This is a genomic window from Microcystis sp. LE19-8.1F (genome assembly GCF_027531715.1).
In the GTDB taxonomy this organism is placed as follows: domain Bacteria; phylum Cyanobacteriota; class Cyanobacteriia; order Cyanobacteriales; family Microcystaceae; genus Microcystis; species Microcystis wesenbergii_A.
This window is the reverse complement of the sequence record NZ_JAPZSO010000153.1, coordinates 1-14,274: the sequence shown is the minus strand read 5'-3', so window position 1 is coordinate 14,274 and position 14,274 is coordinate 1. Positions and strand designations below refer to the sequence as shown.

Sequence of the window (14,274 nt, the reverse complement as noted above, 5' to 3'; positions counted from 1 at the left end):
CTGGCACCATGCCATCCTAGATGGGGTTGAAGGGCTTGCTTTAAGGCGCTATACTGATTCATAGGGTTTTCGAGATTAGTGCTATTTCTCATAAAACCCTACTCCCGCCTACTTTTCAAGCTTTTTGTCCTGTACTTAGGACGCTAAGATAAAGTCAAATCTCCCAATCACTTTAAAAACTTTGTGATAGGCGTTTGCATTTTAGGGCAGTAAATTAAACCTGACTCATTCTAGGAGTCGATAGCGATTAGTTTCAGCGACGTACTTCCGACCTGGAATTTCATCGGGGGGAATTTGATTCCCTAATACTAGACGCATATCCCTGACAACCCGCGGTACATTCAGATAATAGCCATGCTCTGAAGGATCGGTAAAACTGGATACCACGCGGGTACAATCGATCGGATAGACATTGCGAGGAAGTTGTCGCGGCTGGATTGGACCGTCTGTCCCCAGACGGGCGGTATTGCCTTTAAGCTTATCACTGGCCCAGAGAGCGAGGTCGTTGCGGTTGAAATAGACACTTGTCCGGCGCGTGATGCGGGGCAGAGAAAACAATTTGTAGTCGAGATCGAAAGCATCATCATCCTCATCAGCTGCCATCATCAGAACCTGATCGAACAGTCTGGGCAGTTGGTTACCTACTTGCCTTCTCAATTCCTGTAAAGCATGGCGCAATACATAATTGCCCATGCTGTGGGCAGTGAGATGAAGTCTCTGTTGGCACCGCACCTCAGTCTGATTAATGAAATCGGCAACTTTGAGGAAGCCGCGGGCAAATGCCGCCGCTTCTGGGGCGGCATCTTGGCGATCATTCTTGTAAGCGATCGCATTGGCGGCTCTCGGATCGGAAAACAGAAGCGCACCGTCTGAAGGCCAGGAAAACAAACATATATTCAATTTGAGGGGAGGCTCGGTATCGCCAGGGTCTCTGGCAGTCAACACTTGGTGCAGTTGAGCTGCAGCCGTTAGAGCACCACGAAATGAAACGTTGAAGCCGTGAATGAAGATCAGCGTATCTTTCGCATTCTCGATCATCTGTTTGCGGACTTGCAGGGCGATCGCCTGACTGCCCAAAACGGGCGGATCACCCAGCAGATTTTCTGGGGCAACTTGGATTTGATACTGAGAAAAGTTCTCACCCGTTACCTCGGCTTTTCCAAAACGCAAGTTAGCCAGTCCATCCTGACTAAAGGTACTCCCGAAGTCAAAACCCGCCTCTAAATCATTTGAGGTAACCAGGTTGCGGTTTGTAGCAAAGTAAATCGTCGTCATGCAAAATCTCCATATTTTCTTCGGTTTTTCGGGAACAGGATAGGCTGAACCACTTTAGCCCATTGCCCCTCCTCTTTTCCCTGTCTAATCCCCTGTTCAACTATATTTTTAGTCTTGATTTACAAGGCTCTCAGAAATCAGCAGAGATAAAGCATCCTCGGGAACCTTGATTCTGTAGTTTTTAGTTGCACATCGGGTTGTCTAACGATTTTGCTTCCCCTTTGCGCGGGTAGTTTTGCCAACTTTGGTGTTAGGGTTTATGTCTCCATCGTGCGTCAGGGTCAGCGACCATTTGTATGGTCATTTGGCACTCCCGTCACTAAAAGCGAGGGATTCTTAGTTCAACGAGTCCACTTAAATTAGATGCCTTGCGTTATCCAATCCAGATGTGGTTCTCTCCCTAAGCGTTACTTTTCGTATGCCCTACGATAGTTATATTTCTACAAAATTTGCTTGAATTGAAGTGTTAGCTTCAAATACTCCTTTGTCTAGTTCCTACAAATATTTTACACCACGAGCAGGCTTTGGCCGTGAGATCAGCGTTCGACCGAGCGTTCATGTTAGTGAGCTTGTTGAACTACTGACTCATTGTTCGCTTAATTTTTTAAGGCAAGGGTTTTAAAATTGCTTTTACCTTTATACTGTATGCTTTTTAGCAAATAAGGTAAGTAGAACATGCCGAAAGTGCGATCGCGAATGGGTTCGCTCAAACCCTAATGGCTATCTTAGGTTTGGTGGACAAAATGTATTTTAAGATACAGTCCTGCTGGCGGTCGCAACGCGCTCGCTACGCGAGACCGAGTGGAAGGAATCACAAAGACACAAAGGACACAAAGATTGATCGCTCCTATGTAAGTTAAACTTATCACACAGAACCTAGGGGAGCATCTCATTTATGCAAGTGAGTAATTATACTTATCCATAAAATTGGTTTCTAGCAAGGCTTTCAAAATAGCTTGACATAAAAACCTGATTTAGGGGTTACAAAGGTGAGATGCTCCCTGAACCTAGAAGAGCCCCCTAATCAATTCGTTAACCTCAAAATGATCTTTTTGTACTAACAAATATCCGAGTAGAACACTCAATGCGTTTGCTAGACTGCATTTGAGACAATTTACCAAATTTTCGGTTCGAGAAATGAGCGAACGGTGAGTTAATAGGGTAAAATTAACTTTTTGGTTAGGATAGACGAGAGGCAAGAGATTCGCTCGAGATTAGCTGAAATCCTAGAGACTTATTGCCTAATTAACTTTTGAGAATTCAAAAATGAGAAAAATAGGCATGAAGCTATCGTTCATTCTTAATTCTCTTGACTTCTGACTACTGACTCCTGACTACTGGCTCCTGACTCCTAACCCCACCAACAGACTTTTTCAGTAAACCCTAATTATTGAGGGTAATAATCTGGGCGCTAAAACCCTGTTTAGTTAACTCTTGTACTCTTTCCTTTGCTTGGTATTGTTGCTGAAATAACCCCGCTTGAATAACATTTTCTCCCGTACGGATAAATGCGAGGGGTTCAATTTCTTGAATTTTTGCCAACGCTTCTGCACTATTACTCTGAACTTCAACCCGAAAGAGTTGATTAGTAGCAATAACCCGCTGCTGTGGTGGGGGAGAAGGGGGTTTATTGGCGCGATTTTCAGGTGTGGGTGCCGGTGGATTGACAGTTTGACGATTATTATTATTAATCACCGTAGCATCGGCAGGACGCACGGGAGCGGGGGCTTGAAAAACGTATTCTCTCAGGGGTTGATTACTGGAAACTGGGGCAGCCACTGGGGGGTGAACTGAAGGAGAATTAACCGGGAGCAAATTTAAGGGTGGACATCGGGAACAATTAACAGCACTGGGACTGTCTGAACGTTTAGTTGGTTGTCTCACCGCCGGCGGTGGGGGCAAACGACGACTGGGATAAACATTCTGGGCAAAAGATAAGTTTGCTTTTAGCAGCAGCGTTGCTTGAGCGATTATACCGACTTTTAACCAAAATAAAGCCGAGAAAAACAGTAGGTTTGTTCTCATCATACTAGCTTGTCCTCACACAAGATTTGGGTACACCATGTCCAAATTTTAAAGGAGGAGATGCTAGTCTAGAAAGTATATTGGTTAAAAATCATTACAAGGTTTATGGGAAAAGTTGTTGTCGGTCTATCGGGGGGAGTAGATAGCTCTGTCGCCGCTGCCGCCTTACACGCTCAAGGTTATGATGTTATTGGCTTGACCCTGTGGTTAATGAAGGGTAAAGGTCAATGCTGCTCCGAGGGTATGGTAGATGCGGCCTTTATTTGTGAGCAGTTGGGGGTTCCCCATCATATCGTCGATAGTCGCGAGCTTTTCCAAAAAGAAATTATTGATTATCTAGTTTCTGGTTACGAAGCGGGAATCACACCGCTGCCCTGTTCTCAGTGCAATAAAGCGGTAAAATTTGGACCGATGCTGCATTATGCTAGGGAAACCTTAGAAGCGGATACTATTGCCACCGGTCACTACGCTAGAATTCTTTTTTCTCCGGAAAATAACCGTTATCAACTGCTGCGCGCCGTCGATAACAATAAAGATCAATCCTATTTTCTCTATGATCTAACTCAAGATGTACTGCGTCGGACTTTATTTCCCTTGGGAGAACAAACCAAGGCAGAAACCCGCAGAATTGCCCAGGAATTCGGCTTAAAAACGGCAGATAAACCCGATAGTCAGGATTTATGCTTGATTGAAGCTCACGGAACTATGCGATCGTTCTTGGATAAGTATATCGCGGTTAGTGAGGGCGATATCGTCGATCTCGATGGCAAAGTTTTGGGTAAACATAGCGGTATCCATCATTATACGATCGGACAACGCAAAGGCATCGGCATCGCCGCCGCTGAACCCCTCTATGTGGTCAAACTGGATCCCGTCATGAATCGGGTTATCGTCGGTAATCGCGAAAGTGCCGTTAGTGCCGCTTGTCTTGTCGGACGGATGAACTGGGTTTCTATTGCTGAACCCACCACCCCTATCCGCGCTCAAGTACAGGTACGTTATCGTTCTCCGGCCGTTCCCGTCAATGTTATTCCCCTAGAAAATGAGCAAGTGAAGCTGGTTTTTGATGAACCACAATTTAGCATCACCCCGGGCCAAGCAGCCGTGATTTATGAAGGGGAAATCGTCATCGGTGGGGGGATTATTTCAGGAGCCACCCCTAATGGAGAGCCACCAATTCACAGAATAACCTGATTATGGTTCTGGGGTCATTCTGCCAATTAGGGACTCTCCCCGGCAGGTTTAGCTAAAAATTAACGACGGGGTACAGAAGCCTCGATGTTAATATTCATAGCGGAGACTCTTGGTACAGGATTGCCTTTGGCACTACCGAGACCCCGGGCCATAGCCAAGAAGCTGGAAGGATCGCCAGCTTTGGGTTTTTGCTCTTGGGGAACATAGCGACGGACAGCATTCTGCCAAACGATTTGGGGGAAGCCCAAAATACCACGATAGTAGCCATCGTAGCGAGGCGAGGTGATGTTGAATGGACGTTCACCGATTTCTCGGCTGGCCAGGGTGCGACGACGTTGGTAGGGAACGGTATCATAACCAAAGCTTTGCAGATACTCGTCACTGTTGAGAAGTTGATCGACAAAACCTTGAATCCCTTTGGTGGCAACGACAATCGACCAAGCAATTTTTTCTCTTTCGCTATAGACATCGCGACCGAGAACTCTTTGTACTACCTGTTCAACAAAGCGATAGTTGCTGTTTTTCTCGTAGAAGCTGTTATAGAAGGTTTTCGATAACAGTAAACCACGAATGAAATCCCGCACCGATAATTGTCCATTGCGTAATTGGGATTCGAGGAAGGGTTCCCGATCCCATTTGAAGGCATGGAAGAAAATCTGACGGTAAGCGGCTTCGATTAAATCGTCCAGGTCGCTAGGGGAGAGGACATTTTCCGTCGTGTAAACTCTCGGTTTTTCGTCTCCACCGACATCATAACCAGCTACCCGCACGTTTTGGGACTTGGGGGCGTAATTTAAAAGAGGAATGGCCAAGGGTAAACCTCCGTATCCTTAGAAATGCTTAAAAAACTTTCCTCATAATGATAAGGGAGTAAGTGCCAACTAGAAAAGAAATATTAAAAATTCTTACAATTGTTAAGAAAACTTGCTTACCATCCGGGGTGTTGCGGAGCGCCGGAGCAGGGAGCGCCGGAGCAGGGAGCGCCGGAGCGGGGAGACCACTTCGTGCGCGACGTTCGGCGACGCTCAGTCGAGCCGTTGCGGGGGAGCGGGGAGATGGGTAGGGTTGATTCATAGTAGGGTTGATTCATAGTAGGGTTGATTCATGAATCAACCCTACCCAAACCCCTAGGGTTGATTCATTCTCCGAATCTAATTCTTTTTTTTGCTACCTTTAATCGCTTATGAGGTAAGCTAGGGAGCAGGGGAGTACAGGTTTTTGCTCTCATAGTAGGTTGATTCATGAATCAACCTACAAAGCGCGACGTTTTGAAAAATTTTCAGATATTTATTCCGAGAAATCGACTAAAAACGTTGCCAGACAAGGATTAGAGAGAATGACATTTGAGAGAATGAAACCACTCTAGGGAGATGGGAGAAAAAAGCTGATAACTGATAACTGATAACTGATAACTGATAACTGATAACTGAATTTACCAGCCACTAATCGAATAGGATGATGGTTCGGGGGAATCACTAGAGACTGACTCCGATAACTGATTGCGGGATTCAGCACAAAAAGTGGCCGTATTAAAACCGCCAAAACGTTGAACTGTGCTAGTGCGGAGACGTAAATCGGCATCGGCAAACCAAAAACGCTCGATCGAGGTCATAGTTTCGTATTCTGTAATTAAGACTAAACCTTCCTGTTCATCAATGTGATAACGGCCCGCCACGGGAACGATTTCCGCATAACCTCGCTCCCGCAGGAGAACACCCGCTTGGGGATTATCTTCGTCGGGAATTAGCGCAAAAACGGTGGTTCCTTGATGATTTTCGTTTTCTTTGTCCCACTGCATCGAACCATCCCAACTGACAAAGGCACCCCCCACAGTCTTAGCGGGATCGACTTCGTGCATTTCACAGATAGCGATAATTTTCGGGTTATCGGCGCTTAAAGCTTCCACATAAATCTCGGAATCGCCGGTTTCTGCGCGTCGAAAGGGTAAATGATGGGTGGTGCGCTGAGATTTCCACTGTCCCGCACTTTTCTGAAAAAAGGTCATCCCGTCCATAGTTTTTATCCTCTATTTTTTCCATCTATTTTAACGCCATGGCCGTTTTCTGTAACCCTTGTCCCCCTCTCTCTCTCATTCATCCCCAAAATAATCGTGATCAATTCTCTTGATTTCATAGATTTCTTTGGTCGATACACCTAAATTATAATCAATCATCAATTGACCTAATTCTTCTCCATCAATCAGCACTATTTTTATCTCATTTCTGGGGGCATATTCTAAAGCCTCTTTGGTAAAATAGGAAGTGGTGATGAAAATGCCTTTTTTGGCTCCTTGTCCCGCTAATGCCCCGACAAACTTCTGGATTTCTGGACGACCAACGGCATTATTATCAGCCCATCTTTTGGCTTGAATATAGATTATATCTAAACCGAGTCTATCTTCTTTTATTATCCCATCAATCCCTTGATCACCGCTCTTACCTACCGCCTTACCTGCATCTCTAATCGAGCCACCATAACCCATTTTTACCAGTAATTCTACTACTAATTTTTCAAAATCATCTGGGGATAATTTTCGCAAGATAGAAAGTAAGTCTGTCGCTAATGCTTGACGAATTTCTTGATAGGAGTTTTCTAGTAATTCCTCGGGATTTTGTTCTTGATCAGAAGTTGATAAATTGCTTTCAAGAGTAATAGTTTCATTTTGCTTATTGACTTGATTGAATTCTTGAAATTCAGGAAACTGTCTCAGAAATTTGGCATCAATTCGAGCAGGATTTTGAGATAAGATTTCTTTTCCTTTCTCAGAAATTACAAAAGTTGCCCTTTGGGGTGAGTCAATTAATCCCGCTTTCTTTAAATAGGTTTTTCCCCAACTGACTCGATTAGCAAAAATTTCTTGTTGTCCACTGGGAAGCATTTCTTTTCTTTCCGCTTCCGTGACTTGAAACTCTCTGACCAAGGCTTCAATAATTTCTCGATATTTATAAACTTTGCCATCTGCAAGTATTTTTAATAGGGGCAACATAATCGATTGAAAATCGGGAATGGGCATAGTTCAGATGAAAAGCGGGGGCAGTCATCACAATTATACAGCCAAGAATTTAGATAATAATACCAAATCTGTTTTTAATAGTGCGATTAACTGCCAATCGAACTTTAAAAACCCACTCCCTACTTCCCTAATTCCCCACTTCCCAGAAAAGCCTTTTCAGTGATCAGTAAACAGTAAACAGTGAACTGAAAACTCACATCTGATAACTGATAATTGATAACTGATAATTGAATATAACTTAACTCAGTAAAAAAGACCTATTCGGATGGACAAGAAAGCCGTTTTTCAGTGCTTCCCGTCCTAATAACATCCGAAAACCCATGACATCGCGATTAGTCAAGGTTAATTCGATCGCCCATTGACGACCGCCTAATAGTACACTTGTTCTGATAACGGGACGTAGTTGACTTTGACCCCCGGAATTTTTTACCCGTCGCCATTCGAGGATTTCTGCGGTAGTGGTGACAGTGTGGTGACTATCTTTTTGGTAGGGATGAACTTGAAAGCGCAGCCAATTGCGATCGCCATCTCGAAAAGGATGCAGATGAAAAGCGTGTAAGGCCGAGGAGCGAGCGCCTGTATCAATCTTGGCTTTAATTTTGGTAATGCCTAAATCGGGTAAATCCAGCCATTCTCGCCAACCGATGATGATTTTATCGGGTTTCATCTATTTATTTAGTTTTTTCTTCTTCGATTTCCCGCTGCATTTGGGCGATTTCTTCGGGAGTCATCGCTTCCAGGCGTTTTTTAAAGACGGCATCTTCGTAATCCTGGCGCTGTTTGCCGTAGGTCATATTATCGGTGGCGACTCGAAACAGATAGGTAAAAATCCAACCGATGACACCACCTACCAACACCGCTTGACTCCAAATTCCCGCCGAAGCACTATCTAAACCGGTTTTTTGCAGGACAATGTAGAGGATGCCGCCCATAGCAAACATCCCTATACCGATCCCGATGACATCAATGCGTCTCATGGGTTTTTTTGGTGATAACTTAAGCTTTTAGGGTACGACGTTGGGGACGGAAGTTAAGGAAAGGACTTAACAACAGCATCCCGGGGAAGAAAAAGCTCATCAGAAAGTACATAAACCCTCTTTCCCAAGAAGATGCCACATACCAGCGCGTATTGAGGTAGTAGTAGATAACGGCGGGAATGACGAGCAAATACAAGACACTGAGAGATAGGTAGATCAGGGCGATGATAATGGTTTCTTGCGTCAGAATTGATTGCATAAGGATTGATTTTTCTCAATAGCTGTCGGTGAACGGCAATTCACCTGCTGATCATTTTACCCCCTCTTTCCCCCTTTGTGGCGATCGAATTGGCGGGCTAAAATAATTTACTGAAAATACTCTTGCCAATTAAATTATTTGTGATATGATAAAAAATTGTCGGTTAAATAACGGGGGCGTGGCGGAATGGTAGACGCTACGGACTTAAAATCCGTTGAGCCTTATAAGCTCGTGAGAGTTCGAGTCTCTCTGCCCCCATCGATCGAAGTCTATATTTAAACTGAGTATTGGGAATTTTAGTACAAATGCCCAAACTGCCTTTCCTTGCCCCCGGGAAAAACTTTTTCAGCCAGCCCTATCTAAAATATCCAATAATTCCAGGGGATGATGAATGAGATGATCGGGGTTAAATTGAGTGAGAATTTGGGGGGAATTAAAGCCCCAAGCGACGGCCACCACTTGCACTTGACTTTTTTTGGCAGCAGTAATATCTCTAGTTTCATCGCCGACATAAATCATTTCATCGGGACAGAATTTATTTTGTCGGATCAGGCGATCGATAATTTTGTGTTTGCCGAATAAAGGCGTTCCCGAATAGATAAAATCAAATAAATTTAAGAGTTGATTATTTGCCAAAAAGATGGTGACATTTTCTTTGGTATTAGAAGTTATTATTCCCAATCTATAGCCTCTTTCTTTAAGAGTAGCGAGGCAGTGATGCCAGCCATGGAAAGGTTTCAGACATTCAATTTGTTTATTTAATTCCCGTTTAACTCGATAGAGTAAAAAAGGGATTTTAACGGGGGAAACTTGGGATTGTTTAATAATTTCTTGGGAACTAAGGTTTTTTAGTCTGGCCAAATCTTCCTCGTTGACGGGTTGATAACCAAAATTTTTAGCCAAACGATTGACAATCTCCACGAAAGTATCGTGGGTATCGGCGATAGTACCATCAAAATCGAACACGACTACTTTAATTGTCATCTTGTGCGGGGTTCGGGGAATGAGCTAAATTAGCCTGGGCATTACGTCGCCACTGCTGGGGTTTAATTCGACGTAGGGCTGACGAGATGAAACGACGATCCCACTCCTCTATAGTTAGATTAGCTAATTCATCCAACCTTGGCGAGAGGTTTTCTGGGCGAGGTTGAAAATCCTCCACGTCGGTAACTTGGGCAAAACGTTGATTCCAAGGACAGACATCTTGACAGATATCGCAGCCAGCTACCCAACCTTGTAAATTCTTGGCAATTTCTGTAGGCAAAGTTACAGAACGATTTTCAATGGTATGGTAGGCAATACAGCGATTAGCATCCACCACAGAGGGACTAACTATTGCTTGGGTGGGACAAGCGCTTAAACAACGGCTACAGGTGCCACAATGGGCGCTATGGGGTCGATCGGGTTCTAAAGTTAAATTAGTTAATATTTCCCCTAAAAATACCCAACTGCCGTAATTGCGGGTAATTAAGTTACCATTCTTGGCAATCCAGCCGATTCCTGCTCTTTGCGCCCAAACTTTATCCTGTACTGGTCCAGTATCCACATAGTAACGGGTTTGAATTTGCTCCCCTTGACTTTCTAACCATTGACTGAGGGCTTTTAATTTTTTACTTAATACTTTGTGATAATCCCTTCCCCAAGCATAACGGGAAATTTTGCCATGGTTTTGTTCTTGACTGTGTTGCTGGGGGGTGTAGTAGTTAAGGGCGAGACAAATTAGCGATCGCACTTCCGGCCAAAGAGTTTTGATATCCTGTCGTTTCGGGTTAGTCATCCAATCCATATCAGCGTGATAACCCCGCTCTAACCAGCTTTTTAGATGGGATACTGCCGAGTCTTGGCTGTCCACAGAGGCAATACCGACCTCGTGGAAGCCCAACTCTAGCGCTTTTTCTTTGATTTGTGTTTCTGTGGGCATAGAAATATCTTAAGTCAAGTATTTGTAACAATTATTTGCAATCCTAAATTTTTTGTTACATAATGAGCAGGTAAAGAGATAAGGCAGTAAGCAAGTCTCTAAATTAAATGAACAATCACCTCTGAGGCTGATTATAAAAAGTCAGCAATCCGATTACCGGCTCCTACGGTATTCTCAGTCTTAACACCAAACTAGGTTTCTGGCATCAATTAGCGGAAATGATCAAGGGCTCTCTTGGGTTTGCTGGGTAAAATGTATTCTAAGATACAGTCCTGCTGGCAAGCGCGTGGAACGAACCACAAACAAAGATTGATCTCTCCTATCTAAGTTAAACTTATCACACAAAGAATAAGAGAGCCGATCAAGGAAGGAACTGTGGTTCCCGTCCCCGCTAACTACAAAATGACTCGCGAGGCGAATATCGTCCTCACCGCTCTGCAAAGACTGGAATTTAGCCAACAAATCACCGTTTTAGGCAATGCTGTAGTGGACATGGGTGTAGATCCTCTTGCCTAGTTTTTCAACTCATCTCTATCTTTAATTTTGACCAAACAACTACCTTGATCCCCGAAAGGTTAGGGGTTGTTTTTGATCGAGAGCAGTTATCTTCATGGTGAGGTGGGAAGTCTCTAGCTTTAGGGAACGCCGGAACTGCGGAACAGTAGCCGGTCGATATCCAATCCCGTCATACTTTATCTTGATGAGAAACGCTGTAACTATTGACTTGCTGAATTAACACCCGTCCCTAAAATGACTTGTACTTTGCTAGTACAATTATAGTAAGAAGTGAAATAAGAAAGATTAAAACAAATAACCATGTCTCAACCGATTACCATCGAAGATATCTATAAACTTTTCGAGAAAACTAACGAAAAGTTTGAACAATCACGCCAAGAATACGATCGCCGGGCTGCTGAAGCTAAGGCTGAAGCCGATCGCCGGGCTGCTGAAGCTAAGGCCGAAGCCGATCGCCGGGCTGCTGAAGCCGATCGCCGTTTGGCCGAGCTAGAGAAAACAGTGGCCAATACCAGTCGTGCTGTGGATAGTTTAACCACTCGCTGGGGAAGATTTGTCGAGGAATTAGTCGAACCTGCTGTTATTAGCCTATTTCGTGGCCAAGGTATCGATGTTAAAGAAACCTACAGTCGTGCCAGGGTAAAACGGCAAGGAATAGCCATGGAGATTGATATTTTAGCCGTCGATGAAACCGAGGTAGTTTTAGTAGAATGTAAGTCTCGTTTATCGAAAGATGATGTCAACGAGTTTTTAGAAAAATTAAGTCGATTTAAACAAGCATTTCCCCATTATAAAAACTATCAAGCTTATGGTGCAGTGGCAGGAATAGAAATAGATGAAAGAGTAGATCGTTATGCCTATAAACAAGGTTTATTTGTGATTAAACCATCGGGAGAAACGGTAGAAATCATTAATGATCCTGGTTTCGAGCCTAAATTATGGTAGGAGAAGGATGTTCCCCTCATCTGGCAAAGTGTTGACAGGAGGTCTAATTTCTCCAACCTAGCACTAGACTAACTTATGGATGCGATGCAGGATTAGTATTCATATTTTGATTCAGCAAACCCTAATTAATTTTTGAGGATTCAAAAACGGCAAAAATAAAGATTAAATTGCCTAAAATCTGTGAATATAGCGTTTTTCAGTCTGCTGAGGTACAAAAGTTATGGGTTTTAGGCAAAAGGCAAGAGGCAAAAGGGAAGAAAATAGGTGTACCTCACTAGCTTAGGAAACGCTATAGACCATTTAATTAATTATTATTCATGCTTAATTCTCCTGACTACTGACTACTGACGACCGGCTCCTAACCCCAACAACAATTTTTGATTTTTACCAGAGGTCTAGTAACGTCTTGTCCTAAAATTGCCAATAGCCAGTTTCAATGCACAAGAGTCTGATGGCTAAAAACTGGCTCCAGTTTTTGACCGGGATAGCACAGCTTGATCGCAGTGGATCGTAAAATGGGATAATGCTAACTTTGAGAGTCAGAGAGACTATGAGTGAATTCGACTACGATTTAATTATTATCGGTGCTGGAGTTGGTGGCCACGGGGCAGCCCTACACGCAGTCAAATGTGGGCTAAAAACGGCTATTATCGAAGCCAAAGATATGGGAGGAACCTGTGTTAATCGCGGTTGTATTCCTTCTAAAGCTTTACTGGCAGCCTCGGGACGAGTGCGCGAATTGGCCGATAGTGACCATCTGAAAAGTCTAGGTATTGCCATCGGTGGCGTGAATTTTGACCGTCCGACAATTGCTAATCATGCTAACAACCTTGTCAGTAAAATTAGAGGCGATCTCACTAATAGTCTTAAACGTCTCAAGGTTGATACTATCCACGGTTGGGGAAAAATCGCCGGCCCGCAAAAAGTTAGCGTCATCGGGGATAGTGGCGAAAAAATCTACACCGCTAAGGATATTATGCTCTGTCCGGGGTCGGTTCCCTTTGTCCCACCGGGGATCGAGATCGATCATAAAACGGTTTTTACCAGCGATGAGGCCGTTAGACTAGAAACTTTACCCAAGTGGATTGCAATTATCGGTAGTGGTTATATCGGTCTGGAATTTTCGGATATATACACCGCTTTGGGTTGTGAAGTGACGATGATCGAAGCTTTAGATAGTCTCATGCCGGGATTTGACCCAGAAATCTCGAAAATCGCGGAAAGAGTTCTGATTAAACCTAGAGACATCGAGACTTATGTGGGAGTTTTGGCAAAAAGTATTAAACCAGGGAATCCTGTGGCCATTGAACTGGTGGACGCAAAAAGCAAAGAAGCGATCGAAATTTTAGAAGTAGATGCTTGTTTAGTCGCTACAGGAAGAATCCCCGCGACCAAGAATCTTGGATTAGAATTTGTGGGGGTAGAACTGGATAAACGCGGTTTTATTGCTGTTAATGACAAAATGCAGGTAATTCAGGACGGTGAACCAGTTCCCCATCTCTGGGCCGTGGGCGATGCTACGGGTAAAATGATGTTAGCTCACGCTGCTTCGGGTCAAGGGGTAATAGCCATTGAAAATATCTGTAATCGCCCAAAAACCATCGATTATCGCAGTATTCCCGCCGCCGCTTTTACCCACCCCGAAATTAGTTATGTGGGTTTAACGGAACCGCAAGCAGAAGCTTTGGGACAGGAAGAAGGGTATAAGGTGGCTTCTGTCAAGACCTATTTTAAGGGAAATTCCAAAGCTTTAGCGGAAGGAGAAACGGAAGGCATCGCTAAAGTCGTTTATCGTCAGGATACGGGGGAATTACTCGGTGTTCATATTATCGGTATCCACGCATCGGATTTAATTCAAGAAGCGGCGAATGCGATCGCTGAACGTAAATCTGTCCATGAACTCGCTTTCCGCATCCACACCCATCCAACTCTCTCAGAAGTCCTCGACGAAGCTTATAAACGCGCTGAAGTGGCAGCATAGAGTCAGTTATCAGTTATCAGTTATCAGTTATAGCGTTTTTCAGTCTGCTGAGGTACAAAAGTTATGGGTTTTAGGCAAAAGGCAAGAGGCAAAAGTCAAAAGGGAAGAAAAATATGTGTACCTCACTAGCTTATAGCGGTGTGCAGTCGTATTAGGTACAGTGTCACA

16 protein-coding genes and 1 tRNA gene are annotated in these 14,274 nt (G+C 43.9%); 7 read left to right on the top strand and 10 right to left on the bottom strand.

Annotated features, from left to right (window positions below):
* Positions 1 to 225 precede the first annotated feature (225 nt).
* The gene (locus O9334_RS15140; RefSeq protein WP_288000907.1) at positions 226 to 1,038 is read right to left on the bottom strand and encodes an alpha/beta hydrolase; all 813 of its coding nucleotides are present in this window, start codon (positions 1,036 to 1,038) and stop codon (positions 226 to 228) included.
* Between O9334_RS15140 and O9334_RS15135 the strand changes: the two genes are divergently transcribed.
* Positions 1,000 to 1,224 (top strand): hypothetical protein, encoded by a 225-nt coding sequence (locus tag O9334_RS15135; protein WP_238567836.1) that lies wholly within the window; start codon positions 1,000 to 1,002, stop codon positions 1,222 to 1,224. The genes O9334_RS15140 and O9334_RS15135 overlap by 39 nt on opposite strands.
* Before the next feature lie 1,434 nt (positions 1,225 to 2,658).
* On the opposite strand, the gene O9334_RS15130 is transcribed toward O9334_RS15135, so the two are convergent.
* On the bottom strand, positions 2,659 to 3,303 hold the full coding sequence (locus O9334_RS15130; RefSeq protein WP_190380556.1) for a hypothetical protein: 645 nt from the start codon (positions 3,301 to 3,303) through the stop codon (positions 2,659 to 2,661).
* Between the two features lie 102 nt (positions 3,304 to 3,405).
* On the opposite strand from O9334_RS15130, the gene mnmA reads away from it, so the two are divergent.
* On the top strand, positions 3,406 to 4,494 hold the full coding sequence (gene mnmA, locus O9334_RS15125; RefSeq protein WP_045359954.1) for a tRNA 2-thiouridine(34) synthase MnmA: 1,089 nt from the start codon (positions 3,406 to 3,408) through the stop codon (positions 4,492 to 4,494).
* Positions 4,495 to 4,553: 59 nt separating this feature from the next.
* Here the strand turns inward: mnmA and O9334_RS15120 are convergent, their stop codons facing one another.
* The 6 genes from O9334_RS15120 to ndhL form a co-directional block, all read right to left on the bottom strand.
* On the bottom strand, positions 4,554 to 5,306 hold the full coding sequence (locus O9334_RS15120; protein WP_045359953.1) for a phycobilisome rod-core linker polypeptide: 753 nt from the start codon (positions 5,304 to 5,306) through the stop codon (positions 4,554 to 4,556).
* Between the two features lie 620 nt (positions 5,307 to 5,926).
* Positions 5,927 to 6,508 (bottom strand): phycobiliprotein lyase, encoded by a 582-nt coding sequence (locus O9334_RS15115; RefSeq protein WP_190380555.1) that lies wholly within the window; start codon positions 6,506 to 6,508, stop codon positions 5,927 to 5,929.
* Positions 6,509 to 6,583: 75 nt separating this feature from the next.
* Positions 6,584 to 7,507 carry a restriction endonuclease gene (locus tag O9334_RS15110; protein WP_288000905.1) on the bottom strand — a complete coding sequence of 308 codons (924 nt, stop codon included), beginning with the start codon at positions 7,505 to 7,507 and terminating at the stop codon, positions 6,584 to 6,586.
* A gap of 238 nt (positions 7,508 to 7,745) precedes the next feature.
* Entirely contained in the window at positions 7,746 to 8,174 is a 429-nt protein-coding gene (locus O9334_RS15105; RefSeq protein WP_288000902.1) for an ATP-dependent zinc protease family protein, read from the bottom strand.
* Positions 8,175 to 8,178: 4 nt separating this feature from the next.
* A complete protein-coding gene (locus O9334_RS15100; protein WP_190380552.1) occupies positions 8,179 to 8,484 on the bottom strand; it encodes a DUF3007 family protein in 306 nt (101 codons plus the stop codon).
* 19 nt (positions 8,485 to 8,503) lie between these two features.
* On the bottom strand, positions 8,504 to 8,743 hold the full coding sequence (gene ndhL, locus O9334_RS15095; RefSeq protein ID WP_002732218.1) for an NAD(P)H-quinone oxidoreductase subunit L: 240 nt from the start codon (positions 8,741 to 8,743) through the stop codon (positions 8,504 to 8,506).
* Positions 8,744 to 8,915: 172 nt separating this feature from the next.
* Here ndhL and O9334_RS15090 point away from each other — a divergent pair.
* A tRNA-Leu gene (locus O9334_RS15090) sits at positions 8,916 to 9,001 on the top strand.
* A gap of 87 nt (positions 9,002 to 9,088) precedes the next feature.
* Here the strand turns inward: O9334_RS15090 and O9334_RS15085 are convergent.
* A complete protein-coding gene (locus tag O9334_RS15085) occupies positions 9,089 to 9,727 on the bottom strand; it encodes an HAD-IA family hydrolase (RefSeq protein WP_288000899.1) in 639 nt (212 codons plus the stop codon).
* Positions 9,717 to 10,664 carry a tRNA epoxyqueuosine(34) reductase QueG gene (queG, locus tag O9334_RS15080; protein ID WP_045359942.1) on the bottom strand — a complete coding sequence of 316 codons (948 nt, stop codon included), beginning with the start codon at positions 10,662 to 10,664 and terminating at the stop codon, positions 9,717 to 9,719. Before queG ends, O9334_RS15085 begins: the two co-directional genes overlap by 11 nt.
* Before the next feature lie 152 nt (positions 10,665 to 10,816).
* Here queG and O9334_RS15075 point away from each other — a divergent pair, with 152 nt between their 5' ends.
* The 4 genes from O9334_RS15075 to lpdA all read left to right on the top strand — a co-directional run bounded on the left by O9334_RS15075 (position 10,817) and on the right by lpdA (position 14,106).
* Positions 10,817 to 10,915 carry a hypothetical protein gene (locus O9334_RS15075; protein WP_152607016.1) on the top strand — a complete coding sequence of 33 codons (99 nt, stop codon included), beginning with the start codon at positions 10,817 to 10,819 and terminating at the stop codon, positions 10,913 to 10,915.
* A gap of 124 nt (positions 10,916 to 11,039) precedes the next feature.
* Positions 11,040 to 11,180, top strand: a complete 141-nt coding sequence (locus tag O9334_RS15070) for an orange carotenoid protein N-terminal domain-containing protein (RefSeq protein ID WP_238567833.1) — start codon at positions 11,040 to 11,042, stop codon at positions 11,178 to 11,180.
* Positions 11,181 to 11,480: 300 nt separating this feature from the next.
* Complete coding sequence (locus O9334_RS15065; protein ID WP_288000895.1) at positions 11,481 to 12,125, top strand: DUF3782 domain-containing protein; 645 nt, start codon at positions 11,481 to 11,483, stop codon at positions 12,123 to 12,125.
* 550 nt (positions 12,126 to 12,675) lie between these two features.
* On the top strand, positions 12,676 to 14,106 hold the full coding sequence (lpdA, locus tag O9334_RS15060; RefSeq protein WP_045359940.1) for a dihydrolipoyl dehydrogenase: 1,431 nt from the start codon (positions 12,676 to 12,678) through the stop codon (positions 14,104 to 14,106).
* Positions 14,107 to 14,274: the final 168 nt, after the last annotated feature.

What these genes read in the sequence shown, in the direction of transcription:
- O9334_RS15140 (WP_288000907.1), bottom strand. Translation starts at nt 1,038, where the DNA reads ATGATCGAGAATGCGAAAGATACGCTGATCTTCATTCACGGCTTCAAC.
- O9334_RS15130 (WP_190380556.1), bottom strand. Translation starts at nt 3,303, where the DNA reads ATGATGAGAACAAACCTACTGTTTTTCTCGGCTTTATTTTGGTTAAAA.
- mnmA (WP_045359954.1), top strand. Translation starts at nt 3,406, where the DNA reads ATGGGAAAAGTTGTTGTCGGTCTATCGGGGGGAGTAGATAGCTCTGTC.
- O9334_RS15115 (WP_190380555.1), bottom strand. Translation starts at nt 6,508, where the DNA reads ATGGACGGGATGACCTTTTTTCAGAAAAGTGCGGGACAGTGGAAATCT.
- O9334_RS15110 (WP_288000905.1), bottom strand. Translation starts at nt 7,507, where the DNA reads ATGCCCATTCCCGATTTTCAATCGATTATGTTGCCCCTATTAAAAATA.
- O9334_RS15105 (WP_288000902.1), bottom strand. Translation starts at nt 8,174, where the DNA reads ATGAAACCCGATAAAATCATCATCGGTTGGCGAGAATGGCTGGATTTA.
- O9334_RS15100 (WP_190380552.1), bottom strand. Translation starts at nt 8,484, where the DNA reads ATGAGACGCATTGATGTCATCGGGATCGGTATAGGGATGTTTGCTATG.
- ndhL (WP_002732218.1), bottom strand. Translation starts at nt 8,743, where the DNA reads ATGCAATCAATTCTGACGCAAGAAACCATTATCATCGCCCTGATCTAC.
- O9334_RS15085 (WP_288000899.1), bottom strand. Translation starts at nt 9,727, where the DNA reads ATGACAATTAAAGTAGTCGTGTTCGATTTTGATGGTACTATCGCCGAT.
- queG (WP_045359942.1), bottom strand. Translation starts at nt 10,664, where the DNA reads ATGCCCACAGAAACACAAATCAAAGAAAAAGCGCTAGAGTTGGGCTTC.
- O9334_RS15065 (WP_288000895.1), top strand. Translation starts at nt 11,481, where the DNA reads ATGTCTCAACCGATTACCATCGAAGATATCTATAAACTTTTCGAGAAA.
- lpdA (WP_045359940.1), top strand. Translation starts at nt 12,676, where the DNA reads ATGAGTGAATTCGACTACGATTTAATTATTATCGGTGCTGGAGTTGGT.